Source organism: Caenimonas aquaedulcis (assembly GCF_015831345.1).
GTDB classification, from domain to species: Bacteria; Pseudomonadota; Gammaproteobacteria; order Burkholderiales; family Burkholderiaceae_C; genus Ramlibacter; species Ramlibacter aquaedulcis.
Map to the genome: position 1 here is coordinate 858363 of NZ_JADWYS010000001.1, position 25871 is coordinate 884233.

Below are 25871 nucleotides of genomic sequence, written 5' to 3' on the forward strand. Positions count from 1 at the left end.
AGTGGCATCGCGCGCCCACTACAATAGACCTCGACGGGCCTCCCCGCATGGTGAAGCGGCCAACCGGGTCAGGTGGGGAACCAAGCAGCCCTAACTGTGGAGCCAGTGCCGGGGGTAAGGCTCGTCAACTTCTTTTCTTCGCGTTCGCAATGTGCGTCTCACCAGTCCCTCGAGTGATACGCTTCCGCCGCCTCCTCGAACTCCTGCCCCCTCCCCGCCTTCAGCTTTTCGCGCAGCTGGCGCGCCTTGAGATAGCGTTTGGCTGCCTGGGCCAGTGCCCATACGAGCATCAAGATGACGGGGACGACGAGTAGTTTCACGACTGCAAACTCCTTGCCCTCGACTCTACGGACGTTCACCCTGCCTGGACAGGGCAAAATCAGTGAACTAGGTCACGGCGGGGCGTAACCGTCTCGTCAGGTTCCCTTACATCCGTGTCCGTTGGCATCCGTGGGGCGACCCTCTGGCGGCTGACTGTAACGCTCGGCTACGTCCGACAAACGTTTTCACCCTGCAGACCTACAGTTCACTTCATCCTTGGAGGTGAGCCATGGTTGCCGTCCCCACTTCATGCCAGTTGATCCAGGCAGCCGCCCGCGGCGGACGTTGCGCCATGTTCGCGGCGATGGCTCTTTCGGGCCATGCAGCGCTGGCAAGCGACGCCGACACCGGCAACGCCACCATGGTCGTCGCGCTCGCAGGCACCCCCGCCGTCCCCGGCACGGAACGCGGCGGCCCGCAGCTCGAGATCTCCACCACCTCCCTGCCCCGCTTCGACAACGTCGACACGGGCAATCGCACCTCGCGCATCGACATGACCACCTGGAGCGCGCCGCAGCGCTCCGCGCTCGGCCTGTCGCTGGGCATGACGGGCGCGGACACGAGCGCACCCGCATTTGCATCCCCCAATCGCGCGAGCCTGTCCCCGTCGCTCGACCTGGGCGTGAAGTGGCGCTATACCGTCGACGGCACCGTGCGCCTCGACGTCACCGCCTACCGCCGCATCGTGCCGCCGGATGCCTTGACGATGGTCGAGACGCGCGACGCCGCGCAGTACGGCGCGCGCGTGGAAATGGCGCTCGGCAGCAGCCTGCCGCGCAGCGGCTTCGTCGCCGACAAGGGCTTCCTCGGCGTGCAGCTGGAAAGCGGAGCGCGCGTGACCCTCAAGCGCAGCGGCGGCAAGCCGATGATGTATTACCGCTCGAAGTTCTGAACGGTTTCGGGGCGGCAAGCGCCCCACCGGCGCCCGTCCCACGGCAAAATGGGGGCCTTCCCGTTGAGCTGGCCTCCTGAATGACAGATTCGTCCCGTTCGCAAAGCGCGCTCGTCGTCGAGGATGACGACCACATCGCCCACCTGCTTGAATTCATGCTCCAGCGCGCCGGCTACCGGGTCCACGTCGCACGCGACGGCCGGGCCGGCAAGCAATTCATCGAGTCCAACCCCGCGCCCGACTTCGTCCTGCTGGACGTGATGCTTCCCTTCCACGACGGCTTCCAGCTCGTCGGCATGCTGCGCGCGCAGCCCGGCTGGCAGTCGGTGCCCGTGATCATGCTCACTGCCAAGACGCAGGAACGCGACATCGTCCGCGCCCTCGACGCGGGCGCCAACGACTACGTCGTCAAGCCCTTCCAGCCGAACGAATTGCTCGCACGCCTGCGCCGCCTCGCCGGGGCGAAGCCGTGAGGGCGCCCCTTCGCCCCTGGATCGTCGCGTCTGCCGCGTCCCTCGCTGCGCTGGGGGCCGCCGCGCAGCAGGCGCCGGTCGACCGCGTGGCGGTGTCGGCGGAGCACTCCTCGCTTGACAAGGGCCTTGCCCCCTGGACCGAAGTCTCTGCGCACTGGCTGCGCGAATGGGAGCGCCACCGCGTGCTCGACGCGGGCGTGGCGCGCACCCGCCGCTTCGGACAGGAAGACACGCAAGTGCTGCTGTCGTATGCCACGCCGCTGTCCGCCGCGCTCTCCGGCGCGGTGGAGGCGACGGCCAGCGGCACGCATCGCGTCCTGCCCCGACACGCCCTCGGCGGGCAGTTGCAATACGAATTCGCACCGGGCTGGCTGGTGCTCGGCGCCTTGAAGCGAACGCAATACGACAGCTCCCGCGTCGATGCCGGCAAGCTGCAGCTGGAGCACTACTTCGGCGACTTCAGCGCATCGGTGGCGTGGTCCCCGGTGCGCTCGGGGGGCACATCCGCATCCGGCAAGGAACTGCGCGGGGCCTGGTACTACAGGGAGCACAGCTCGGTGGGTTTCATCGCGAGCCGAGGCGACGAGGCCACCCTGGTCGCGCCCGGTGTCGTGTCCCTCGCGCCGGTGCGCGCCTTCGCGCTGCTGGGCAAGCACGAGCTGCGTCCCGGCCTCGCCCTGACCTGGTCGCTGCACCGCGTGCGCCAGGGCAGCTTCTACACCCGGGAAGGCGCATCGGCAGGTGTCCAGGTCTCTTTCTGACCCCTACCTGCTCGCCGCCTTCTGGGCCGGCGTCGTCTCCGTCGTCCTGACGCTGGGCGTCGCCGTCGCCATCGTGTCGCTGCGCGTGCGCCTGCGCCGCGAGGAGCGCCGGTGGAACCGATTCCTGGAAGTCTGGCGCCCGATCCTGATGTCGGCCATGGTGGACCGCACGCCGCGCGCCCTGGCGCGCCTGCGTCCCGGACAGGCGCGCATGTTCCTGCGCCTGTGGGCATACCTGCACGAGTCGGTGCGCGGCGAGTCGGCGCGGCGGCTCGACGAAGCCGCGCGCGCGGTGGGTGCGGACCGTGTCGCGCGCAAGCTCCTGCGCTGGGGGTCGCGCGACGAGAAGCTGCTGGCGATCCTCTGCGTGGGCCACCTGCGCGATACGCAGGCCCGGGACGACCTGCTGAAGCTCGCGGCGCACCCCGACGGGCAACTCTCGGTCAACGCGGCCCGCTCGCTGGTGCAGATCGACCCGCTGGAAGGCGCGCAGCGGCTGATGCACCTGATCCTCGGCCGCGGCGACTGGGACGTCGCGCGCGTGGCCGGCTTCCTCACCGAGGCGCGGGAAGCCTTCTGGCTGCTGCTGGTCAAACGCATCGTCGAGCTCAAGTCCGAGGAACTCGTGCGCGCGCTGCGCTTCACCGACGCGCTGCGGCTCACGCTGCCCGCGCCCACCCTGCGCTTCGCCCTGGCGCAGGGCCAGCCGCCCGAAGTGGTCGCCGCGGCCCTGGCCACCGCGGCCGACCGCGACGTGGTGGAAGACGTGCGCCGCCTCGCCCTGCATCCCGACGCGCGCGTCCGCGCCGGGGCCGCCCACGCGCTCGGCCGCATGGGCGGCCCGCAGGACGTCGACCTGTTGGCCCAGCTGCTCGGGGATGCGCAGTGGCCGGTGCGCCTGGCTGCGGCGCAGACGATCGCGAACTTCCCTTATGTGGACACGCGCAAGCTCGAAGAGCTGCAGAACGCCTCCGCCGGGTCCCACGACATCCTGCGCCATGTGCTGGCGGAACTGGCGGCCGCATGACGCAGCAGGGCGTGATCCACTTCATCACCGTCGCGGTGCTGGCGTACTTCATCCTGCTGAACCTGGGCTACCTCACGCTCAATATCCTGTCGCTGGTCAGCCTGTATCGCATGTCGCAGGAAAAGATCGTCGAGAGCTTGCCGCAAGTGATCACCGGACTCGAGCCCGCCATCAGCATCCTCGTCCCCGCGTACAACGAGGAGACCACCATTGCCGCGTCGATCCGCTCGATGCTGCAGCTCGCGTATTCAGAATTCGAGATCGTCGTGATCAACGATGGCTCCAAGGACGCCACGCTCGATGTGCTCAAGCGCGAATTCGAGCTCTCGCCCTTCCCCGAAGCGGTGAACGCACGGATCGAAACGAAGCCCGTGCGCGGCATCTACCGCTCCGCGCTGCACCGGCAGTTGCGCGTGATCGACAAGGAGAACGGCGGCAAGGCCGATTCGCTCAATGCGGGCATCAACCTCGCGCGTTACGAACTCTTCTGCGGTGTCGACGCCGATTCCATCCTGGAGCGCGACAGCCTGCAGCGCGTCGCGCGGCCCTTCCTGCGCGATTCGCGCATGGTCGCGACGGGCGGCACGGTGCGCGTCGCCAACGGCTGCGAGGTACAGGGCGGCTTCCTCACCAAGGTCGGCCTGCCGTCGAACCTGCTCGCGCTCTTTCAGGTGGTCGAGTACCTGCGCGCGTTTCTCTTCGGCCGGCTCGGGTGGTCGCAGATCAACGCGATGCTGATCATCTCGGGGGCGTTCGGCCTCTTCAAGACGGAAGTGGTCGTCGCGGCGGGCGGCTACCGGCCCAAGACCATCGGGGAAGACATGGAGCTCGTGGTCCGCATGCACCGCATGCTGCGCGACCAGGGCATCCCCTACCGCGCGGAATTCGTGCCCGACCCGGTGTGCTGGACGGAGGTGCCGGAAGACCGCACCACCTTGCGTAACCAGCGGATCCGCTGGCAGCGCGGGCTGTCGGAGAGCCTGACCTCCAACTGGGGACTGATGTTCAGCCGCCACGGCGGGCCGCCGGGCTGGATCGCCTTCCCCTTCATGGTGCTGTTCGAGTGGCTGGGGCCGGTGGTGGAGCTGGGCGGGTATGCCTTCATGCTGTTCGCCTGGTCCTTCGGCCTCATCTCCTGGGAGGCCTGCGCGATCTTCCTGTTCGTCGCGCTCGGGCTCGGGATCCTTTTGTCCGCCTCGGGTCTGCTCCTGGAAGAGATGGCCTTTCACCTCTATCCCACGATGAAGCAGATCGGGGTGCTCGCCTGCATCGTGGTGCTGGAGAACTTCGGCTACCGGCAGATGAATACCTGGTGGCGGCTCATCGGCCTGTACCGCTGGGCCGCCAACAGCAAGTCGAGCTGGGGGGAGATGAAGCGCAAGGGATCCTGGCAACAGAAGCAGTGAGTCTTGGCCCCTACGCATGAAAAGGTTCACTTTTATAACGATTCCGTGACGCCGGGACCATAGGTGCTCCCCTACAACGATTGGTGGTTACTCCTTAAGCCTGCCTCGTAACCGAGTGCTATATTGCACTGCACAAGACGGGACCCGCACACATGCTCTACCAGATCTACGAAACGCAACGCTCCCTCATGGAGCCCTTCGCCGACTTCGCGCAGGCCGCGTCCAAGCTCTACAGCAACCCGCTTTCGCCTTTCGGCCAGAACCCGTTCGCCCAGCGCGCCTCCGCGGGCTACGACCTGATGTACCGTCTCTGGAAGGACTATGAGAAGCCCGCCTTCGGCATCACGTCGATCGACGTGGACGGCGCCGAGATGGCCATCCACGAACGCGTGGAGATCGACAAGCCCTTTTGCGAGCTGCGCCGCTTCAAGCGCTTCACGGACGACCCCGCCACGCTCGACCGCATCAAGGGCCAGCCGGCCGTGCTGATCGTCGCGCCGCTCTCCGGCCACTACGCCACGCTGCTGCGCGATACCGTCCGCACCATGCTCAAGGACCACAAGGTCTACATCACCGACTGGAAGAACGCGCGCAACGTGCCGCTCGAGCAGGGCGAGTTCCACCTGGACGACTACGTCAACTACGTGCAGGAATTCATCCGCCACCTGCAGGGGATCTACGGCAACTGCCATGTCATCAGCGTGTGCCAGCCGACGGTGCCGGTGCTGGCCGCCGTGTCGCTCATGGCCTCGCGCGGCGAGACGACGCCGCTCACGATGACGATGATGGGCGGCCCGATCGACGCCCGCAAGTCCCCGACCGCGGTGAACAACCTCGCGATGAACAAGAGCTACGAGTGGTTCGAGAACAACGTGATCTACCGCGTGCCGAGCAACTTCCCCGGCGCGGGCCGCCGCGTCTACCCGGGCTTCCTGCAGCACACCGGCTTCGTGGCGATGAACCCCGACCGCCACATGTCGAGCCACTACGACTACTTCAAGAACCTGATCAAGGGCGACGACGCGAGCACCGAGGCGCACCGCAAGTTCTACGACGAATACAACGCCGTGCTCGACATGGATGCGGACTACTACCTCGAGACCATCCGCATCGTCTTCCAGGAGTTCGCGCTCGTGAACGGCACCTGGGACGTGATCTCGGAAAACGGCGAGCTCGAGCGGGTCGATCCCTCGTCCATCAAGACGACGGCGCACTTCACCGTCGAGGGCGAGCTGGACGACATCTCCGGCTCCGGCCAGACCGAAGCCGCGCACGAGCTCTGCTACAACGTGCCCAAGTCCCGCCAGAAGCACCTGGAAGTCAAGGGCGCGGGCCACTACGGCATCTTCAGCGGCCGCCGCTGGCGCGACCAGGTCTATCCGCAGGTGCGCGATTTCATCCAGCAGTTCCACAACGGCCCGACCGTCGAGGCGCCCAAGCCCGCGCGCAAGGCCGTGAAAACCGCAAAGACCTCGCGTCGCAAGGTCGCCGCCTGACGTGACGCCCCTGGCCGCGCGGCTGCATGCCGCCCTGCCCCAGACCCAGTGCACGCGTTGCGGCTACCCGGACTGCGCAGGCTATGCGCAGGCGATCGCCGACGGTGACGCCGCGATCAACCAGTGCCCGCCCGGTGGCGCGGAAGGCGTCTCGCGCCTCTCGGCGATCACCGGGCTGCCTCCCCTCCCCCTGAATCCCGCGAACGGCGTCGAAGGCCCGCGCCTGATGGCCGTCATCGACGAGAACTGGTGCATCGGCTGCACGCTGTGCCTGAAGGTCTGCCCCACCGACGCCATCCTGGGCAGCAACAAGCGGATGCACACCGTGATCGAGCCCTACTGCACCGGCTGCGAGCTGTGCGTGCCCGTGTGCCCGGTGGATTGCATTTCTCTCGAGAACGAAACCGGCACGGCCACCGGTTGGCAGGCATGGTCCCAGCCGCAGGCGGACGAAGCACTGCAACGCTACGAATTCCATGGGGTGCGCCGTGCGCGGGATGCGCAGGAGCAGGCTTCGCGCGTGGAAGCCGACCGCAAGCGATCCGTGATCGAAGCCGCGATGGCGAAGTCCCGCGCGCGTCGCGCGGCGCCCTGAGGCTCAGCCGAGCGCGTCGTTCACCTGTTCGTTGAATTCGGTCACGCTCATCGCCGCGCCGATCTCGCGCGGCAGCGCATCGCGCACCGAGAACACGCCGAGCACCTTCGCATTCGGGGCGACGATGGGCAGGTGGCGAAAGCCGCGCTCCAGCATGATCACCACCGCGTCCGACACCAGCGTTTCGGGCGTGACGCACAGCGGGTGCGGCGTCATCACCGCCGACACCGCCGTCTTCGCCGGGTCCAGCGCCTTGGCCAGCACGCGCGTCATCAGGTCCCGTTCCGTCACGATGCCCAGGATCTTTTCCGGCGGCTCCATGATGAGGACGCTGCCGCAGTTCTCGCGCGTCATCGCGCAGGCCGCCTCCCACACGCTTGCCGTGGGGCCCAGGCTGAGCACGTGCTTGTGCGACATGGACTGGAAGACGGTGCGTTCGGCCATGATCAACCCCTTTCAGCGCAGTGAGGCGTTCAGCTTGTCCAGCGCCGGCGCGCCCGGGCACAACTGCGGCACGTCCAGCTCGTTCAGCGGCTTCGCGCTCGTGTTGAGCGCAGTGTGCAGGTCCGTGGCCAGCGGGTCCACGTACAGCAGGCCCGTGACGATCTCGCCGCGGGCCTGGTGCTCCTGCATGTAGGCCATCGCGGTGTAGCGGTTGGTCGCGTCGTAGTCCGCGTGCAGGCTGCGCAGGCGCAGCAGCGAGCCGTCGTGCTGGCGCACGTCCACCACCTCGCCGGGCTGCGCCACCGCCGTGATCTCCTCGCGCTCGGTGATGAAGTCGATGCGGCTCACGGCCTCGTTGTGCTCGCGCACGTAGTCGTAGCTCTTCGTGCTGCCCGGGTGGTTGTTGAAGGCGACGCAGGGGCTGATGACGTCGATGAAGGCCGCGCCGCCGTGGGTGATCGCCCCCTTGATCAGCGGCACGAGCTGCGCCTTGTTGCCGGAGAAGCTGCGCCCCACGTAGGTCGCGCCGAGCTGCAGCGCCATCGCCACCAGGTCCACGGGGCTGTCGCTGTTGATCACGCCCTTCTTGCTCTTGGAACCGCTGTCCGCCGTCGCGGAGAACTGCCCCTTGGTGAGGCCGTACACGCCGTTGTTCTCCACGATGTAGGCCATGCGCACGCCTCGCCGCATCGCGTGCGCGAACTGCCCCAGGCCGATGGACGCGGAATCGCCGTCGCCGGACACGCCGAGGTACAGCAGGTCCCGGTTGGCGAGGTTGGCGCCGGTCAGCACCGAAGGCATCCGCCCGTGCACGGTGTTGAAGCCGTGCGAGGCGCCGAGGAAGTAATCCGGCGTCTTGGAGCTGCAGCCGATGCCCGACAGCTTGGCGACGCGGTGCGGCTCGATGTCCAGCTCCCAGCACGCCTGGATGATGGCCGCGGAGATGGAGTCGTGCCCGCAACCCGCGCACAGGGTCGAGATTTTCCCTTCGTAATCGCGGCGGGTGTAGCCGACCTTGTTGGTCTCCAGGGTCGGGTGGTGCAGCCGGGGCTTGGCGATGTAGGTCATGGCTGCACCTCCTGCGCCTGGGCTGTCTTGCCGCGCGGCATCATCGACAGCGTCACGTGCTTGGTGATCGCCGCGGTGATGAAGCGAGCGGTGATCGGCGTGCCGTCGTAGTGCAGCACGCGCGTGAGCTTGCCGGGGTCGATGTCCAGCTCGTTGACGATCAGGTTGTGCATCTGTGCGTCCCGGTTCTGCTCCACGATGAAAACCCGTTCGTGCGACGCGATGAACTGCTTCACGCTCTCCGGGAATGGGAAGGCGCGAAGGCGCAGCGCGTCGAGGTGGATGCCGGATTCGGGCAGCACGTCCAGCGCCTCCTGCATCGCGGGGCTGGTCGAGCCGAAGTAGATCACGCCCAGCGGCGTCTTGCGGCTCGCGGGGCGCAGCACCGGCTGCGGCACCAGCGTCGCGGCGGTGGCGAATTTCTTGAGCAGCCGCTCGACGTTGTAGATGTAGTCCGGCCCGCGCTCCGAATAGCGCGCGTACGGGTCGCGCGTGGTGCCGCGCGTGAAGTAGCTGCCCTTCGTCGGGTGCGTGCCGGGCAGCGTGCGCCACGGGATGCCGTCGCCGTCCACGTCCTTGTAGCGGCCGAAATCCTTGCCGGCCTCCAGCTCCGCGGCGGTCATCACCTTGCCGCGGTCGTAGCTGCGGCTGTCGTCCCACGCGAAGGGCCGGCACATGCGCTGGTTCATGCCGATGTCCAGGTCGGTCATCACGAACACGGGTGTCTGCAGCCGGTCCGCGAGGTCCAGGGCGCAAGCCGCATGTTCGAAGCATTCGTGCGGGTCCTCGGGGAACAGCAGTACGTGCTTGGTGTCCCCGTGCGATGCGTAGGCGCAGGCGATGATGTCCGCCTGCTGCGTGCGCGTGGGCATGCCCGTGGACGGTCCGCCGCGCTGCACGTTGATGATGGTCACGGGGATCTCCGCGAAATACGCGAGGCCGATGAATTCCGTCATGAGCGACACGCCCGGGCCCGAGGTCGCCGTGAAGGCGCGCGCGCCGTTCCACCCCGCGCCGACCACCATGCCGATGGAGGCGATCTCGTCCTCCGCCTGCACGATGGCGTAGTGGTGCTGGCCTGTCGCGGGATCCACGCGGAACTTGCCGCAGTACTTCTGGAACGCCTCCGCGACGGACGACGATGGCGTGATCGGGTACCACGCGGCGACCGTCGCGCCCCCATAGACGCAGCCCAGCGCCGCCGCCGCATTGCCGTCCACGAAGATCTGGTCGCCGACCTTGTCCGCACGCTTGACGCGGATGCCCAGCGGAGCGTCGAGGTGCTCCTTCGCGAAGTCGCGCCCCAGGTGCAGCGCCTGCACGTTGGACGCGAGCAGCTTCTCCTTGCCCTTGTACTGCTCGCCGAAGAGCTTCTCGATCACCTCCGGCTCGATCTCCAGCAGCACCGACAGCGCGCCGACGTAGACGATGTTCTTGAAGAGCTGCCGCTGGCGCGGGTCGGTGTAGACGGCATTGCAGATCTCGGTGAGCGGCATGCCGATGACGGTGATGTCGGGCCGGAACTTCGAGGGCGGCAGCGGCCGCGTGCTGTCGTAGAAGAGGTAGCCGCCGGGCTCCAGTTCGGCGACGTCCGCGTCCCAGGTCTGCGGGTTCATCGCAACCATCATGTCGATGCCGCCGCGCCGGCCGAGGTAGCCCGCCTCGCTCACGCGCACCTCGTACCAGGTCGGCAGGCCCTGGATGTTGCTCGGGAAGATGTTGCGCGGGCTCACCGGCACGCCCATGCGCAGGATCGCCTTGGCGAACAGTTCGTTGGCCGAGGCCGATCCCGAACCGTTCACGTTCGCGAACTTGATGACGAAATCGTTGAGGGCTTCGATGCGCTTCATGCGGCGACTTCCTCCTTGTGCGACCGGCATGTCGGCCCCGCCTGCGTCGTCTTGAGCAGGAACTTCTGCATGTCCCAGGCACCCGTCGGGCAGCGCTCGGCGCACAGGCCGCAGTGCAGGCAGACGTCCTCGTCCTTGACCATGATGCGTCCGGTCTTGAGCCCGCCCGAGACGTAGAGCGACTGTGCGAGGTTCAGCGCCGGCGCCTTCAATCGCTGCCGGAGGTCGCCCTCTTCTCCGTTGTCCGTGAAGGTGATGCAGTCCATCGGGCAGATGTCCACGCAGGCGTCGCATTCGATGCACGCGCTCTCCACGAACACCGTTTGCACGTCGCAATTGAGGCAGCGCCCCGCTTCCTTCACCGCGGTCGCGACGTCGAAGCCGAGCTCCACCTCCACCTTGATGCTGGCCAGCGCCTTCTCCGCCTTGGCCCACGGCACCTTGTAGCGCAGGTCGTTGCTGGTGTCGTTGTCGTAGCTCCACTCGTGGATGCCCATCTTCTGCGACATCAGGTTCGTCATCGGCGGCGGCCGCACGTAGATCTCTTCCCCGTGCAGCAGCTTGTCGATCGACACGGCCGCCTCGTGGCCGTGCGCCACGGCGGTGATGATGTTCTTCGGGCCGTAGGCCGAATCGCCGCCGAAGAAGACGTTGGGCACGCTGGACTGGAAAGTGTCCTTGAGCAGCTTGGGCAGGCCCCATTCGTCGAAGGCGATGCCGCAGTCGCGCTCGATCCAGGGGAAGGCGTTCTCCTGGCCCACGGCCACCAGCACGTCGTCGCACGCGAAGAACGCGTCGGGCTCGCCCGTGGGTACGAGCTGGCGGCGCCCCTTCGCGTCGTATTCGGCCTTGACGATCTCGAACGTCATGCCGGTGAGCCGTCCGCCCTCGTGCACGAAGGCCTTCGGGACGTGGAAGTTGACGATCGGGATGCCCTCGTGCATCGCGTCTTCCTTCTCCCAGGGCGAGGCCTTCATCTCCTCGAAGCCGCTGCGCACGATCACCTTCACGTCCTCGCCGCCCAGCCGGCGCGCGGAGCGGCAGCAGTCCATGGCGGTGTTGCCGCCGCCGAGCACGATCACGCGCTTGCCGATCTTCGTCACGTGGCCGAAGGAAACCGACGCCAGCCAGTCGATGCCGATGTGCACGTTGGCCCTGGATTCTTCCAGCCCCGGCAATTCGAGCTTGCGTCCGCGCGGTGCGCCGCAGCCCACGAAGATCGCGTCGTAGCCCTGCGCCATCAGCGCCTTCATCGACTCGATGCGCTTGCCGCTGACGAAATTCACGCCGAGGTTCATGATGAACCCCGTCTCCTGGTCGATCACCGACTCCGGCAGGCGAAAGCGCGGGATCTGCGTCCACATGAAGCCGCCGGCCTTCGCTTCCCCATCGAACACAGTGACGTCATAGCCCAGCGGCGCCAGGTCGCGCGCGACGGTCAGCGATGCCGGCCCGGCCCCGACGCAGGCGATGCGCTTGCCGTTCTTCTTCGCGGGCTTGGGCATGCGCGCCTGCACGTCGTCGCCCTTCATGTCCGCGGCGACGCGCTTGAGGCGGCAGATCGCGACCGGCTCCGGATCCCCCGCGTTGTTCTCCTCGACGCGGCCGCGACGGCAGGCGGGCTCGCAGGGCCTGTCGCACGTTCGCCCGAGGATGCCGGGGAAGACGTTGGACACCCAGTTGATCATGTAGGCGTCGCTGTAGCGGCCCTGCGCGATCAATCGTATGTATTCGGGGACGGGGGTGTGCGCGGGGCAGGCCCACTGGCAGTCGACGACCTTGTGGAAATAGGCCGGGTCGGCAATATCGGTTCGCTGCAAAGCTTGTCTCCTTGCTGCCCGCATGAAATGCCTGCGGTTGGGGACAGTCTATGCTCGTCTGCGAACGGGGGCAAATGCCGGGGTCAGCTCCCGGCAAGGGCCGCGAAGGCCCGGACGACTTCCGGCGGCGCCTGGACCAGCTCGATCAGCACGCCTTCTCCGGCGAAGGGAAACTGGTCATTGGCTTTGGGATGCACGAAGCAGATGTCGAAACCCGAGGCGCCGCGCCGGATGCCGCCGGGCGCGAAGCGCAGGCCCTGGGCGCCCAGCCATTCCACCGCCTTGGGCAGGTCGTCGATCCACAGGCCGATGTGGTTGAGCGGGGTCTGGTGCACCGCCGGCTTTTTTTCCGGATCCAGGGGCTGCATCAGGTCCACTTCCACCCTGAACGGCCCGGACCCCAGGGTGCAGATGTCCTCGTCCACGTTCTCGCTAGCGCTCTGGAAAGTGCCTGTGACCTGCAGGCCGAACAAGTCGACCCAGAGCTTTCGCAGGCGCATCTTGTCGGGCCCGCCGATGGCGATCTGCTGGATGCCCAGCACCTGGAAGGGACGTTGCGCGGTGGTCATGGTCTGCCCTTGAGTTGGTCGAAAGCGAGGCGCTGGCGGCGTCGCACCGTGGCGGAGATGTCCTTGAGCTGCAGCTCCAGCGCGCGGGCCTCCCAGTCGATCTCCACCACGCCGTAGTGCTGCTCGGTGAAGAGCTCGCCGATCCGGTTGGGGCCGGCTTCGGCCGCATTGCGCCAGGGATGCGTGATGCCGCTGGACGTCATCTCGTACAGCGTGTAGGGCACGTCCCGGGTCTCGCTATACATCGCGCCGATGTGCCGGTCGCCCGAGAGCAGCACGACGCCCTGCGCACCGGTGCGCGCGATGGTGTCGTAGAGGCGCTGCCGCTCGCGCGGGAAATTGCCCCAGCGCTCCCAGCCGTGGCCCTCGGTCACGACCTGGATGCCGGAGACGATGATGCGCACCTGCGCGTCCTGGCGCAGCTGCTCCTCCAGCCAGCGCCACTGCGCCTCGCCGAGCATCGTCTTGGCCGGGTCCGGGTCGGGCACGTAGCGCTCCTTGCCGGGCGCGTTGCGCTGGTCGGTAACCTTCCAGGGCGAGCGGAACCACCGTCCGTCCAGCATGATGACCTGCACCCGGCGGCCGGCCGGGCCGAAGGTCTCGGCGACGTACAGGCCTTCGCGGGTGCGGCGCGGATCGTCTTGCGGAACCTTCCAGAAATCGAGGAACACCGCCTTGGATTCGACCTTGAACGCGAAGTCCGCCCCACCGTCGTTCTGCCCGTAATCGTTGTCGTCCCAGATCGCCATGTGGCGCGTGCCGGCGCGCACGCGCGCGAAGCCGTCCCACTCGGATGCCCTGGCGTAGGCGCGCTGCAGGCGGGTGAGCGAGTAAGGCATCTCGCAGTACACGTTGTCGCCGCCGAAGAGGAACAGGTCCGGCCGGTCCGCGATGACCGTATCCCAGATCGGCTGCGGCTGGTTCTGGTCCATGCAGGAGGACATGCCGATGCGACGCAGCGGGACGGACGCGTCGCGCGGCACGATCCCCGGCGATGCGCAGCCGGCCAGCGCGGCAAAGCCTGTCGCCGCGCCGCACGCGAGAATCTGGCGCCGTTTCAACATCAGACGAACTCCACGATCGGCTGGTCGACGGTGAGGCTCTCCCCCTTGGCGGCCAGCACCTTGCCCACCACGCCGTCCGCGGTGGCGAAGAGCACGTTCTCCATCTTCATCGCCTCGATCACCGCGACCCGCTCGCCGGCCTGCACCTTCTGTCCCGGCTGCACGGCGACATCGACCAGCAGGCCGGGCATCGGCGACAGCACGAAGCGGCTCATGTCCGGCGGCGCCTTGAAGGGCATCAGCGCATGCAGCTCCGCCGCCCGCGGCGTGAGCACCAGCGCGTCCAGCCGCGTGCCGTTGTGCGACACGCGCAAGGCCAGGGGATTGCGCCCCACCCCGCGTTCGATCTGCGCCGTGAAGGCCTTCCCGTTGACGGTGCCGCGGATGCGCGAGCCGCCCAGGTGCCACTTGCTGCACAACTCGTAGCGCTTGCCGTTCGTCTCCACCGCGCTGGAGCCGGACTGCGCCTGGAAATCGCGCACGTTCACGGGCTGGCGGCGGTTGTTCCCGTCGGCGCCGAGGCCCACCACCACGAAATCCTCGCCCACCTCGAACTCGTGGCCCGGCATCTGCCCGCTGATGCCCGCGGCGCGCTGGAGCGAATGCCGGTTGACGTAGGCCGCGAGCGCCGCGAGGAAATCGGGGTCGTCGTGCGGCACGTCTTCCGCATGGAAGCCCTTGCCGTAGTGCTCGGCGATGAAGCCGGTGTTGAAGTCCCCGGAGACGAACTTCGGGTGCGCCAGCAGCGCGGCCTGGAAGGGGATGTTGCTGGAGATGCCGCGGATCACGAAGCCGTTGAGCGCCTCGCGCATCTTCGCGATCGCCTCCGCGCGGTCCTTGCCGTGCACGATCAGCTTCGCGATCATCGAGTCGTAGTACATGGGAATCTCGCCGCCGTCCTGCACGCCGGTGTCCACGCGCACGCCGTACAGGTGTTCCGTGTCCGAGGCCCACATCGACTCCTTCGGCGGCTGGAACCTCACGAGCCGCCCCGTGGACGGCAGGAAATTCCTGAACGGGTCCTCGGCGTTGATGCGGCACTCCATCGCCCAGCCCTCGCGCTTCACGTCGGCCTGGGCCAGCGGCAATTTCTCGCCCGCCGCGACGCGGATCATCAGCTCCACCAGGTCCAGCGCGGTGATGCACTCCGTGACGGGGTGCTCCACCTGCAGCCGCGTGTTCATCTCCAGGAAGTAGAAGGACTGGTCCTTGCCGACCACGAATTCCACCGTCCCCGCGCTCTGGTACTTCACGGCCTTGGCGAGCGCCACGGCCTGCTCGCCCATCGCCTTGCGCGTCCTGTCGCTGATGAAGGGCGACGGCGCCTCCTCGATCACCTTCTGGTGACGGCGCTGGATCGAGCATTCGCGTTCGTTGAGGTAGATCACGTTGCCGTGCGAGTCGCCCAGCACCTGGATCTCGATGTGGCGCGGCTCCTCGACGAACTTCTCGATGAACACGCGGTCGTCGCCGAAGCTGTTGCGCGCCTCGTTGCGGCAGGACGTGAAGCCTTCGAGTGCCTCCTTGTCGTTGAACGCGACGCGCAATCCCTTGCCGCCGCCGCCCGCCGACGCCTTGATCATCACGGGGTAGCCGATCCCCTTGGCGATCTCGACGGCCTGCTCGGCCGTCTCGATCGCTTCGTTGTAGCCGGGGATGGTGTTGACCTTCGCATCGTTGGCGAGCTTCTTGGACGCGATCTTGTCGCCCATCGCGGCGATGGAGTAGTGCTTGGGCCCGATGAAGGTGATGCCCTCCTCCTCGACCTTGCGCGCGAACGCCTCGTTCTCGGACAGGAAGCCGTAGCCCGGGTGCACCGCCTGCGCGCCGGTCTGCTTGCAGGCCGCAATGATGCGGTCCGCCTGCAGGTAGCTTTCGCGGCTGGGCGCGGCGCCGATGTGCACCGCCTCGTCGGCGAGCTGCACGTGACGCGCGTCGCGGTCGGCGTCGGAGTAGACGGCGACGGTCTTGATGCCCATCTTTCTGGCCGTCTTGATGACGCGGCAGGCGATCTCGCCGCGGTTGGCTATGAGGATTTTGGTGAACATGTGATGTCCTTTATTCGGGTTCAAGGACGCAGAATTCGCAGAAGTTACGCAGAATGAATACAGAAAATTCAAAATGAAATTTGACTTCTTCTTGTCTTCTTCTGCGTAACCTCTGCGAGATTCTGCGTCCGGCTGTCGGGTCCTACAGCGGAATATTCCCGTGCTTCCTCCACGGGTTCTCGAGCTTCTTGTCGCGCAGCATGATGAGCGAGCGGCAGATGCGCTTGCGGGTTTCATGCGGCAGGATCACGTCGTCGATGAAGCCGCGCGCGCCCGCGACGAAGGGGTTCGCGAAGCGTGCCTTGTACTCGGCCTCTTTGGCCGCAAGCTTCACCGGGTCACCCTTGTCTTCGCGGAAGATGATCTCCACCGCGCCCTTCGCGCCCATCACCGCGATTTCGGCATTCGGCCATGCGAAGTTCACGTCGCCGCGCAGGTGCTTGGAGCTCATCACGTCGTACGCCCCGCCGTAAGCCTTGCGCGTGATCACCGTGATCTTCGGCACCGTGCACTCGGCGTACGCGTAGAGCAGCTTCGCGCCGTGCTTGATGATGCCGCCGTACTCCTGGCTCGTGCCCGGCATGAAGCCCGGGACGTCCACGAAGGTGACGACCGGGATGTTGAATGCATCGCAAAAGCGCACGAAGCGCGCGGCCTTGATCGAGCTCTTGATGTCCAGGCAGCCCGCCAGCACCAGCGGCTGGTTGGCGACGATGCCCACCGTCTGGCCTTCCATCCGGCCGAAGCCCACGATGATGTTCTTCGCGTATTCCGGCTGCAGCTCGAAGAAGTCGCCGTCGTCCACCGTCTTGGTGATGAGCTCCTTCATGTCGTAGGGCTTGTTCGCGTTCTCGGGCACCAGCGTGTCCAGCGACATGTCCATGCGCTCGGCCGGGTCGTTGCTCGGGCGGCGCGGCGCCTTCTCGCGGTTGTTGAGTGGCAGGTAGTTGTACAGGCGCCGCAGCATCAGGAGCGCCTCGACGTCGTTTTCGAAGGCGAGGTCCGCCACGCCGCTGCGGGAGGTATGTGTCACCGCGCCGCCGAGTTCCTCGGCCGTGACTTCCTCGTGCGTCACCGTCTTCACCACTTCGGGGCCGGTGACGAACATGTAGCTCGAGTCCTTCACCATGAAGATGAAGTCCGTCATCGCGGGCGAATACACCGCGCCGCCGGCGCACGGGCCCATGATCATGCTGATCTGCGGAATGACGCCGGACGCCATCACGTTGCGCTGGAATACGTCCGCATAACCGCCGAGCGACGCCACGCCTTCCTGGATGCGCGCGCCGCCGGAATCGTTCAGGCCGATCACGGGCGCGCCGACCTTCATCGCCTGGTCCATCACCTTGCAGATCTTCTCCGCATGCGCCTCGGACAGCGCGCCGCCGAACACGGTGAAGTCCTGGCTGAACACGAACACGAGGCGGCCGTTGATCATCCCGTAGCCGGTGACGACGCCGTCGCCGGGAATCTTGTTGTCCGCCATGCCGAAGTCCGTGGAGCGATGCTCGACGAACATGTCCCACTCTTCGAAGGTGCCTTCGTCGAGCAGCAGCTCCAGCCGCTCGCGCGCCGTGAGCTTGCCCTTCTTGTGCTGCGAGTCGATGCGCTTCTGCCCGCCGCCCAGGCGGGCTGCGGCGCGCTTCTGTTCCAGTTGTTCGAGGATGTCCTGCATGTCGTTCGTTCTCCAGAATCTTTTCAGGTGCGCCGCGCGTCGAGCAGTTTGCGCGCGGCGGTGGATGCGGCGACGCGGCCCGCGGCCACCTCGTTGCGCAGTTGGGGCAGGAGTTCCCGCACGGCGGGGTTCTCGCGAAACTCCGAACGCAGGCCCGCGTCGATGCGCTCCCACATCCATTCGAGCGCCTGCTGCTTGCGGCGTGCCTCCAGCGCGCCGCCACCGCGCTGCACGGCGAGGAATTCCTCCACCGTTTGCCAGAAGCGCTCCAGGCCCTCGCCCGTCAATGCACTCATGGACATCACGTGCGGCGCCCAGGCCATCGCGCGGCCGTGCTGCGTGAGCAGGCGCAACGCGCTCGTGACCTGCGCCTGCGCGCGCGTGGCGGCGTCGGGGTCGATGTCGGCCTTGTTGATGACGACGAGGTCGGCGAGCTCCATCACGCCCTTCTTGATCGCCTGCAGATCGTCGCCGGCGTTGGGCAGCTGCATGAGCACGAACATGTCCGTCATGCCCGCCACCGCGGTCTCGCTCTGGCCGACACCGACCGTCTCGACGATCACCACGTCGAAGCCCGCCGCTTCGCACACCAGCATGGCCTCGCGTGTTTTCTCCGCGACGCCGCCCAGCGTGCCGCTCGACGGGCTCGGGCGGATGAAGGCGCGCTCGTCGACGCTCAGGCGCTCCATGCGCGTCTTGTCGCCGAGGATGGAGCCGCCGGACACTTTCGACGATGGATCCACGGCGAGCACCGCGACGCGGTGGCCGCGCTCGATCAGGAAGAGCCCCAGCGCCTCGATGAAGGTGCTCTTGCCGACGCCCGGGACGCCCGAGATGCCGAGGCGGACCGAGCGGCCGGAGTGCGGCAGCAGCTGCGCGAGCAGCTCGTCGGCCCGCGCGCGGTGGTCCGGCCGCGTCGATTCGAGCAGCGTGATGGCCTTGGCCACCGCGCGGCGGCGCTGCATGGCGTCGGCGCCGCGCACCGCCTGGACCAGGGTGTGGACTTCGGCGTTCACAGGATCTCGAACGCCTGGCGGTCAGGCAATACTGGCCTCATTTGCCGCGTGGTCCAGGTTCGCCGATCTTCGCGGATTCTTCCTGCACCTGTAGTAACAGGTCATAAGGGCTTTGAATCATGACCGCCCGATCGCCTTGCGAATCTGCTCCAGCACGTCCTTCGCGCTCGCCGGGATCGGCGTGCCCGGGCCGTAGATGCCCTTGACGCCCGCCTGGTAGAGGAAGTCGTAGTCCTGCTGCGGCACCACGCCGCCGACGAACACGATGATGTCGTCGGCTCCCTGCTTCTTCAGCTCCGCGATGATGGCGGGCACCAATGTCTTGTGGCCCGCGGCCAGGGTGGACACGCCGACGGCATGCACGTCGTTCTCGATCGCCTGGCGCGCGCACTCCTCCGGTGTCTGGAAGAGCGGGCCCATGTCGACGTCGAAGCCCAGGTCCGCGAAGGCGGTGGCCACCACTTTCGCGCCGCGGTCGTGGCCGTCCTGCCCGAGCTTGGAGATCATCACGCGCGGGCGGCGGCCCTCTTCCTGCGCGAACGCCTCGATTTCCTTCTTCAATTGTTCCCAGCCCTCGGCCGAGTCATAGGCAGCTGCATACACACCGGTCACCTTTTGCGTATCGGCGCGGTGGCGCCCAAAAACCTTTTCCAGCGCATCGGACACCTCGCCCACCGTGGCGCGCAGCCGCACGGCACGGATGCTCAGGTCCAGCAGGTTGCCGTCGCCCTTCTCGGCAGCCGCCGTGAGCGCATCGAGCGCCGCCTGCACCTTCGCGCCGTCGCGCGATGCGCGAATGGATTTCAGCCTTGCGATCTGCTGCTCGCGCACCGCGACGTTGTCGATGTCGCGAATGTCGACCGGGTCTTCCTTCGCGAGCCTGTACTTGTTCACGCCGACGATCACGTCGCGGCCGGAGTCGATGCGCGCCTGCTTCTCCGCCGCCGCCGCCTCGATCTTCAGCTTGGCCCAGCCCGAGTCCACCGCGCGCGTCATGCCGCCCATGGCTTCGACTTCCTCGATGATCTTCCACGCCGCATCCGCCATGTCCTGCGTGAGCTTTTCCATCATGTAGCTGCCGGCCCAGGGATCGATCACGTTCGTGATGTGCGTCTCCTCCTGGATGATGAGCTGCGTGTTGCGGGCGATCCGCGAGGAGAACTCGGTGGGCAGCGCGATCGCCTCGTCGAAGGAGTTGGTGTGCAGCGACTGCGTGCCGCCGAACACCGCCGCCATCGCCTCGATGGTGGTGCGCACGACGTTGTTGTACGGGTCCTGCTCGGTCAGGGACCAGCCGGAGGTCTGGCAGTGCGTGCGCAGCATCAGGCTCTTCGCGTTCTTCGCGCCGAAGCCTTTCATGATCCTGTGCCACAGCAGGCGGGCCGCGCGCATCTTCGCGACTTCGAGATAGAAGTTCATCCCGATGGCCCAGAAGAAGGAGAGGCGCCCCGCGAAATCGTCGACGTCCAGGCCCTTCGCCAGCGCCGTCTTCACGTATTCCTTGCCGTCGGCCAGCGTGAACGCGAGTTCCAGCGCCTGGTTCGCTCCGGCCTCCTGCATGTGATAGCCGGAGATGGAGATCGAGTTGAACTTCGGCATGTGTTTCGCCGTGTACTCGATGATGTCGCCGATGATCCGCATGCTCGGCTTGGGCGGGTAGATGTAGGTGTTGCGGACCATGAACTCCTTGAGGATGTCGTTCTGGATGGTCCCCGAGAGCTTGTCCGCCGCCACGCCCTGCTCTTCCGCCGCGACGACATAGCCTGCGAGCACGGGCAGCACCGCGCCGTTCATCGTCATCGACACCGACACCTTGTCCAGCGGGATCCCGTCGAAGAGGATCTTCATGTCTTCCACCGAGTCGATCGCGACGCCGGCCTTGCCGACGTCGCCGGTGACGCGCGGATGGTCGCTGTCGTAACCGCGGTGCGTGGCGAGGTCGAAGGCCACCGACACGCCCTGCCCGCCGCCCGCGAGGCCCTTGCGGTAGAACGCGTTCGATTCTTCCGCCGTGGAAAAGCCGGCGTACTGGCGGATCGTCCACGGGCGCGCCGCGTACATGGTGGCTTGCGGCCCGCGCAGGTACGGCTCGAAGCCGGGCAGCGTATCGGTATACGGCAGGCCCCGCAGGTCCTGCGCGGTGTAGAGCGGCTTGACGGTGATGCCGTCGGGCGTCACCCAGTCGAGCTTCGCGACGTCGCCGCCGGGGGCGGACTTGGCCGCGGCTTGGGCCCAGGCGGCAAGGCGGCCGGGTGCGGTGTCGGGGTCGGGCTGGCTCATGGGTACGGCTTCCGGTTCGATGCTATTCCTGTCGGGCCGCCATCTTACATCATTCATAATTATTGATAAAGAATTGGAATCCACCTAAAATCGCGCCCATGTCCGCCGTGTCGCTCGCTCCCCGCGCCCTGTACCAGGAGGTGGCGGAGCTCTTGCGCCAGCGCATCTTCAAGCGCGAGCTCGAGCCCGGCAGCTGGATCGACGAGATGAAGATCGCCGAGGAATTCGGCATCAGCCGCACGCCCCTGCGCGAGGCGCTCAAGGTGCTCGCGGCCGAGGGCCTCATCACGATGAAGGTGCGGCGCGGCGCCTACGTCACGGAGGTGTCGGACAAGGACCTCACCGACGTCTATCACCTCCTCTCGCTGCTGGAAAGCGATGCGGCGGGCGTGGTGGCCACGCAGGCGACGGACGACGAGATCTCGGACCTGCAGGCGATCCACAAGCAGCTGGAGGCCGCCGCCGGCAATCGCGACAGGTTCTTCGCCATCAACGAGCGCTTCCACATGCGCCTGCTCGCGATCGCGGGCAACCGCTGGCGCGACCAGATGGTGGCGGACCTGCGCAAGGTCATGAAGCTCAACCGGCACAACTCGCTCTTGAAGACCGGCCGCGTGAAGGAGTCGATGCTCGAGCATCGCGCGATCATGGAGGCCATCGCCCGGCGCGACGCGAAGGCCGCGAGCAAGCGGATGCAGGAGCACTTCCGCAACGGGCTCGAAGCCGCCGCCTGAGCGCCGCCCGCCGGCCGCACCGCCCGGCCGCCGTATACGAAAGGTGCAAGCGTTTCACACGTTGACAGCGCATTCGCGCGTCACCTAGCATGGTCTGGCTTCACCCAGCGCCTTCGCCGGCGCCACAACACACAGGAGACAGGACAAATGATGGGTCACTTCCTCCGGCTGGCCACGGCCGCCCTCGCCCTCTTCTTTGCGGGCCTGGCAGGCGCGCAGAACATCTCCATCGGCACGGGCGGCACCGGGGGCGTGTACTACCCGATGGGCGGCGGGCTCGCGGCCGTGCTCTCGAAGTACGTGCCCGGGATGCAGGCCACCGCGGAAGTCACGGGCGGTTCCGTGGACAACCTCAAGCTCATCGGTACCGACAAGCCCTACATCGGCTTCACCATGGCCGACGCGGGCCTGGATGCGTACAAGGGCGAGGACAAGTTCAAGGGCAACAAGATCCCGCTGCGCACGCTGATGGTCCTCTACCCGAACCGCATGCACATCGTCACCGTGGAAGGCCGCGGCATCTCGAAGCTGTCCGACCTCAAGGGCAAGCACGTGTCGACCGGCTCTCCGGGAAGCGCGACGGAAGTCATGGCGTTTCGCATCATCGAAGCCGCCGGCCTGGACAAGGACAAGGACATGAAGCGCGAGCGGCTCGGGGCGGCCGAATCGGTGAACGCGATCAAGGACAACAAGATCGACGCGTTCTTCTGGGTCGGCGGGCTGCCCACCGCGGCCGTGACCGACCTGGCCAATACGCCCGGCACGAAGCTCAAGATGATCGACCACACCGAGGTCGTCGCGAAGATGAACGCCAAATACGGCCCGCTGTATGTCGAGGACGTGATCCCGAAGGCCATGTACAAGGGCATGGACACGGACAACCACCAGGCCACCGTGATGAACCTGCTGGTCGCGCACCAGAACATGGACGACAAGACGGCCTACAACATCGTGAAGACCATCTTCGACAAGCGCACGGACCTCATCGCCGTGCACAAGGAAGCGGAGAACTTCAAGCTGGAGAACCAGAAGAACGCCGCCACGCCCATCCCCTTCCACCCGGGGGCGGCGAAGTATTTCGCTGAACGAGGCGTGAAGCTCAATTGAGCGCCGAGCCGTCCGGCGTCGTCAGCGACGAAGCGCTGTCCAGGGCGCAGGAGTTCATCGAGGAGGAAGAAGGCGCGGCCAACAAGCTCGCGGGCTGGCGCGCCGTCTTCATCACCGCCTGCGCCGTCGCGATGTCGGCGTTCCACCTGTACGCCGCCTACGCCATCGTGCCAACGCAGACGCTGCGGCCGTTGCACGTGGCGATGGTGCTGTTCCTCACCTTCCTGCTCTTTCCCGTGAGCAAGGCGTTCCGCCACCGCATCATGTGGTGGGACCTCATCGCCGCCCTGCTCTCGATCGCGGTGGTGATGTGGGTGATCCTCGGCGGCGACGACTTCACCGACCGCAACACCACGCCCAACGGCTGGGACATCTTTTTCGGGGTCACGCTCATCGTGCTGGTGCTGGAGGCGATGCGCCGCACGACCGGCTGGATCATGCCGGCGATCACCAGCGTTTTCGTGCTCTATGCGCTCTTCGGCGCCTACCTGCCCAACCCGTGGACGCACAAGGGCTACGAGGTGGGCCGCCTGGTGGGGCACCTGTACATGACGCTGGAGGGGATCTTCGGCGTGGCGGTGGACGTGTCGTCCTCGCTCATCATCCTCTTCACGATCTTCGGCGCGTTCCTGCAGTATTCCGGCGCGGGCAAGTTCTACATCGACTTCTCCTTCTCCGCGATGGGCGGCAAGCCCACGGGCGCGGGGCGCACGGTGGTGCTCGCGTCCTTCCTGCTGGGCGGGCCGTCAGGTTCGGGTGTGGCGACGACGGTGACCCTCGGCTCCGTCGCGTGGCCGATGCTCGCCAAGGTCGGCTACGAACGCAATGCGGCCGGCGGCCTGCTCGCCGCGGGCGGGCTGGGCGCGATCATCTCGCCGCCGGTGCTCGGCGCCGCGGCGTTCCTGATCGCGGAGTTCCTGAAGATCTCCTACCTCGACGTGCTGCTGATGGCGTGCATCCCCACGCTGCTCTTCTACCTCGCGCTCTTCCTCATGGTGGAGATCGATGCGCGCAAGTACGGCATGGGCAACACCGTCTTCGAGAAGGTCGACACGGTGTGGAACCTCACGCGCCGCTACTGGTTCCACTTCCTGTCGCTGATCTCCATCGTGGTCTTCATGATGTGGGGCTTCTCGCCGGTGCTCTCGGTGTTCTGGGCGACGGTGGTGTCGGCCGTGGCCAGTTTCCTGCGGCCGGAATGCTCGCTGATCCCCTACGACGTGTTTCGGGGGCGCGGCCCCTTCGTGCCGAAGCTGTGGAACTCGGGCTTCATCAAGGCGATGGAAGGCGGCTCCATCGGGGTGCTGAACGTCGCCGCGACCTGCGCGGGCGCCGGCATCATCGTCGGCGTGGTGACGCTCACCGGGCTGGGCCTCAAGTTCAGCTCCATCGTGATCGACATGGCGCACGGCTCGCTGCTGCTCACCGCCATCTACACCTCGCTCGTGGTGTGGATCGTCGGGCTGGCCGTGCCGGTGACGGCGTCGTACATCATCTGCGCGGTGATCGCGGCGCCGGCCCTCATCAAGCTCGGCGTGCCGGACTTCGCGGCGCACATGTTCATCTTCTATTACGCGGTGTTGTCCGAGGTGTCGCCGCCGACGGCGCTGTCACCCTTCGCTGCGGCGGCCATCACCGGCGGCGATCCGTACAGGACGACGATGCAGTGCTGGAAGTACACCGTGCCAGCGTTCCTCGTTCCCTTCATGTTCGTGCTGGACCCGAGCGGGCAGGGCTTGCTGCTGATGGGATCGACGAAGGCGCTGGCGGCGGCCAACTGGTGGTCGATCGCCGAGGTGACCATCACGGCCGCCATCGGCGTGGCGGCGCTGGCCGCCGGCTTCCAGGGCTGGGCGCTCAAGAAGGCGACGCCGTTCGAACGAGGCATGTTCCTCGCGGCGGGGTTTGCGCTGGTCTATCCGACGGTGACGGCGGATCTGGTCGGCATCGGGCTTGTCGTCGCCGCGCTGGCGATGCAGTACCTGCGCGGCCGGCCGGTCGCTGCCTAGAACGCCGAAATCCCCGTCTGCGCGCGCCCGAGGATGAGCGCGTGCACGTCGTGCGTGCCCTCGTAGGTGTTCACCACCTCGAGGTTCACCATGTGGCGCGCGACGCCGAATTCGTCGCTGATGCCGTTGCCGCCCATCATGTCCCGCGCCAGGCGCGCGATGTCCAGCGCCTTGCCGCAGGAATTGCGCTTCATGATGGAGGTGATCTCCACCGACGCCGTGCCCTCGTCCTTCATGCGGCCCAGGCGCAGGCACCCCTGCAGGCCCAGCGTGATCTCGGTCTGCATGTCCGCGAGCTTCTTCTGGATCAACTGGTTGGCCGCGAGCGGCTTGCCGAACTGCTTGCGGTCCAGTACGTACTGCCGCGCGCGGAACCAGCAGTCCTCCGCCGCGCCCAGCGCGCCCCAGGCGATGCCGTAGCGCGCGGAATTGAGGCAGGTGAACGGGCCCTTGAGGCCGCGCACCTCGGGGAACGCGTTTTCTTCGGGACAGAACACTTCGTCCATCACGATCTCGCCCGTCACGGAGGCGCGCAAGCCCACCTTGCCTTCGATCTTCGGGGCGGACAGGCCCTTCCAGCCCTTCTCCAGCACGAAGCCGCGGATCGCGCCTTCGTCGTCCTTGGCCCACACGACGAACACGTCCGCGATCGGGCTGTTGGTGATCCACATCTTCGCGCCCGAGAGCTTGTAGCCGCCGTCCACCTTCTTCGCGCGGGTGATCATGCTGCCCGGGTCAGAGCCGTGGTTGGGCTCGGTGAGGCCGAAGCAGCCGATCCACTCGCCGCGCGCGAGCTTGGGCAGGTATTTCTGCTTCGTCGCTTCATTGCCGAATTCGTTGATGGGCACCATCACGAGAGAGGACTGCACGCTCATCATCGAGCGGTAGCCGGAATCGACGCGCTCCACTTCGCGCGCGACGAGGCCGTAGCACACGTAATTCAGGCCGGCGCCGCCATAAGCTTCGGGGATGGTCGGCCCGAGCAGGCCGAGCTCGCCCATCTCGCGAAAGATGGACGCATCGGTTTTCTCGTGGCGGAACGCCTCGACCACGCGGGGCGCCAGGCGCTCCTGGCAATACGACGCCGCCGCCTCCCGGACGGAGCGCTCGTCGTCGGTGAGCTGCGAGTCGAGCAGCAGCGGGTCGGCCCAGTTGAAGGAAGCTTTGGTGGCTTTCATGTGTGCATCCAGAGAGTGTCTGGACGCAATTCTCGCCG

22 protein-coding genes and 1 other RNA gene are annotated in these 25871 nt (G+C 66.7%); 11 read left to right on the top strand and 12 right to left on the bottom strand.

What is annotated here, in order from left to right; translation table 11 throughout:
- Nucleotides 1-32: 32 nt before the first annotated feature.
- An RNA gene (gene ffs / locus I5803_RS04040) (signal recognition particle sRNA small type) lies at nucleotides 33-129 on the top strand.
- A gap of 29 nt (nucleotides 130-158) precedes the next feature.
- Here ffs and I5803_RS04045 read toward each other — a convergent pair.
- Nucleotides 159-320: a hypothetical protein gene (locus I5803_RS04045; RefSeq protein ID WP_196985119.1), complete on the bottom strand. Its 162-nt coding sequence runs from the start codon at nucleotides 318-320 to the stop codon at nucleotides 159-161.
- A 230-nt stretch (nucleotides 321-550) separates the two neighbouring features.
- Here I5803_RS04045 and I5803_RS04050 point away from each other — a divergent pair, with 230 nt between their 5' ends.
- The 7 genes from I5803_RS04050 to I5803_RS04080 all read left to right on the top strand — a co-directional run bounded on the left by I5803_RS04050 (nucleotide 551) and on the right by I5803_RS04080 (nucleotide 6971).
- Entirely contained in the window at nucleotides 551-1213 is a 663-nt protein-coding gene (locus tag I5803_RS04050; RefSeq protein WP_196985120.1) for a hypothetical protein, read from the top strand.
- Nucleotides 1214-1293: 80 nt separating this feature from the next.
- Nucleotides 1294-1686: a response regulator transcription factor gene (locus I5803_RS04055; RefSeq protein WP_196985121.1), complete on the top strand. Its 393-nt coding sequence runs from the start codon at nucleotides 1294-1296 to the stop codon at nucleotides 1684-1686.
- A complete protein-coding gene (locus tag I5803_RS04060; RefSeq protein WP_196985122.1) occupies nucleotides 1683-2447 on the top strand; it encodes a YaiO family outer membrane beta-barrel protein in 765 nt (254 codons plus the stop codon). Before I5803_RS04055 ends, I5803_RS04060 begins: the two co-directional genes overlap by 4 nt.
- Nucleotides 2428-3474, top strand: a complete 1047-nt coding sequence (locus tag I5803_RS22375; RefSeq protein ID WP_196985123.1) for a HEAT repeat domain-containing protein — start codon at nucleotides 2428-2430, stop codon at nucleotides 3472-3474. The genes I5803_RS04060 and I5803_RS22375 overlap by 20 nt, the downstream gene beginning before the upstream one ends.
- Entirely contained in the window at nucleotides 3471-4880 is a 1410-nt protein-coding gene (locus tag I5803_RS04070; RefSeq protein ID WP_196985124.1) for a glycosyltransferase family 2 protein, read from the top strand. The genes I5803_RS22375 and I5803_RS04070 overlap by 4 nt, the downstream gene beginning before the upstream one ends.
- A 152-nt stretch (nucleotides 4881-5032) precedes the next feature.
- Entirely contained in the window at nucleotides 5033-6376 is a 1344-nt protein-coding gene (locus I5803_RS04075) for a polyhydroxyalkanoate depolymerase (RefSeq protein ID WP_196985125.1), read from the top strand.
- Nucleotide 6377: 1 nt separating this feature from the next.
- A complete protein-coding gene (locus I5803_RS04080; RefSeq protein ID WP_196985126.1) occupies nucleotides 6378-6971 on the top strand; it encodes an electron transport complex subunit RsxB in 594 nt (197 codons plus the stop codon).
- A 3-nt stretch (nucleotides 6972-6974) separates the two neighbouring features.
- On the opposite strand, the gene I5803_RS04085 is transcribed toward I5803_RS04080, so the two are convergent.
- The 10 genes from I5803_RS04085 to scpA all read right to left on the bottom strand — a co-directional run bounded on the left by I5803_RS04085 (nucleotide 6975) and on the right by scpA (nucleotide 20805).
- A complete protein-coding gene (locus I5803_RS04085; RefSeq protein WP_196985127.1) occupies nucleotides 6975-7415 on the bottom strand; it encodes a CBS domain-containing protein in 441 nt (146 codons plus the stop codon).
- A 12-nt stretch (nucleotides 7416-7427) separates the two neighbouring features.
- Entirely contained in the window at nucleotides 7428-8483 is a 1056-nt protein-coding gene (locus I5803_RS04090) for a 2-oxoacid:ferredoxin oxidoreductase subunit beta (protein ID WP_196985128.1), read from the bottom strand.
- The gene (locus I5803_RS04095) at nucleotides 8480-10333 is read right to left on the bottom strand and encodes a 2-oxoacid:acceptor oxidoreductase subunit alpha (RefSeq protein ID WP_196985129.1); all 1854 of its coding nucleotides are present in this window, start codon (nucleotides 10331-10333) and stop codon (nucleotides 8480-8482) included. Before I5803_RS04095 ends, I5803_RS04090 begins: the two co-directional genes overlap by 4 nt.
- Nucleotides 10330-12153: an FAD-dependent oxidoreductase gene (locus I5803_RS04100; RefSeq protein WP_196985130.1), complete on the bottom strand. Its 1824-nt coding sequence runs from the start codon at nucleotides 12151-12153 to the stop codon at nucleotides 10330-10332. Before I5803_RS04100 ends, I5803_RS04095 begins: the two co-directional genes overlap by 4 nt.
- Before the next feature lie 83 nt (nucleotides 12154-12236).
- Entirely contained in the window at nucleotides 12237-12722 is a 486-nt protein-coding gene (locus I5803_RS04105; protein ID WP_196985131.1) for a VOC family protein, read from the bottom strand.
- A complete protein-coding gene (locus I5803_RS04110) occupies nucleotides 12719-13786 on the bottom strand; it encodes an alkaline phosphatase D family protein (protein ID WP_196985132.1) in 1068 nt (355 codons plus the stop codon). The genes I5803_RS04105 and I5803_RS04110 overlap by 4 nt, the downstream gene beginning before the upstream one ends.
- Nucleotides 13786-15834, bottom strand: a complete 2049-nt coding sequence (locus tag I5803_RS04115; RefSeq protein WP_196985133.1) for an acetyl-CoA carboxylase biotin carboxylase subunit — start codon at nucleotides 15832-15834, stop codon at nucleotides 13786-13788. Before I5803_RS04115 ends, I5803_RS04110 begins: the two co-directional genes overlap by 1 nt.
- Nucleotides 15835-15976: 142 nt before the next feature.
- Nucleotides 15977-17509 carry an acyl-CoA carboxylase subunit beta gene (locus I5803_RS04120; RefSeq protein WP_196985134.1) on the bottom strand — a complete coding sequence of 511 codons (1533 nt, stop codon included), beginning with the start codon at nucleotides 17507-17509 and terminating at the stop codon, nucleotides 15977-15979.
- Between the two features lie 23 nt (nucleotides 17510-17532).
- The gene (gene meaB, locus I5803_RS04125) at nucleotides 17533-18525 is read right to left on the bottom strand and encodes a methylmalonyl Co-A mutase-associated GTPase MeaB (protein WP_354001619.1); all 993 of its coding nucleotides are present in this window, start codon (nucleotides 18523-18525) and stop codon (nucleotides 17533-17535) included.
- A 117-nt stretch (nucleotides 18526-18642) separates the two neighbouring features.
- On the bottom strand, nucleotides 18643-20805 hold the full coding sequence (scpA, locus tag I5803_RS04130; RefSeq protein ID WP_196985135.1) for a methylmalonyl-CoA mutase: 2163 nt from the start codon (nucleotides 20803-20805) through the stop codon (nucleotides 18643-18645).
- A gap of 98 nt (nucleotides 20806-20903) precedes the next feature.
- Here scpA and I5803_RS04135 point away from each other — a divergent pair, with 98 nt between their 5' ends.
- The 3 genes from I5803_RS04135 to I5803_RS04145 all read left to right on the top strand — a co-directional run bounded on the left by I5803_RS04135 (nucleotide 20904) and on the right by I5803_RS04145 (nucleotide 24655).
- Complete coding sequence (locus I5803_RS04135) at nucleotides 20904-21539, top strand: GntR family transcriptional regulator (RefSeq protein WP_196985136.1); 636 nt, start codon at nucleotides 20904-20906, stop codon at nucleotides 21537-21539.
- A 150-nt stretch (nucleotides 21540-21689) separates the two neighbouring features.
- Entirely contained in the window at nucleotides 21690-22646 is a 957-nt protein-coding gene (locus tag I5803_RS04140) for a TAXI family TRAP transporter solute-binding subunit (RefSeq protein WP_231402332.1), read from the top strand.
- Complete coding sequence (locus I5803_RS04145; RefSeq protein WP_196985138.1) at nucleotides 22643-24655, top strand: TRAP transporter permease; 2013 nt, start codon at nucleotides 22643-22645, stop codon at nucleotides 24653-24655. The genes I5803_RS04140 and I5803_RS04145 overlap by 4 nt, the downstream gene beginning before the upstream one ends.
- Here the strand turns inward: I5803_RS04145 and I5803_RS04150 are convergent.
- On the bottom strand, nucleotides 24652-25833 hold the full coding sequence (locus tag I5803_RS04150) for an acyl-CoA dehydrogenase (protein WP_196985139.1): 1182 nt from the start codon (nucleotides 25831-25833) through the stop codon (nucleotides 24652-24654). The two genes, I5803_RS04145 and I5803_RS04150, sit on opposite strands and share 4 nt — an antisense overlap.
- Nucleotides 25834-25871: the final 38 nt, after the last annotated feature.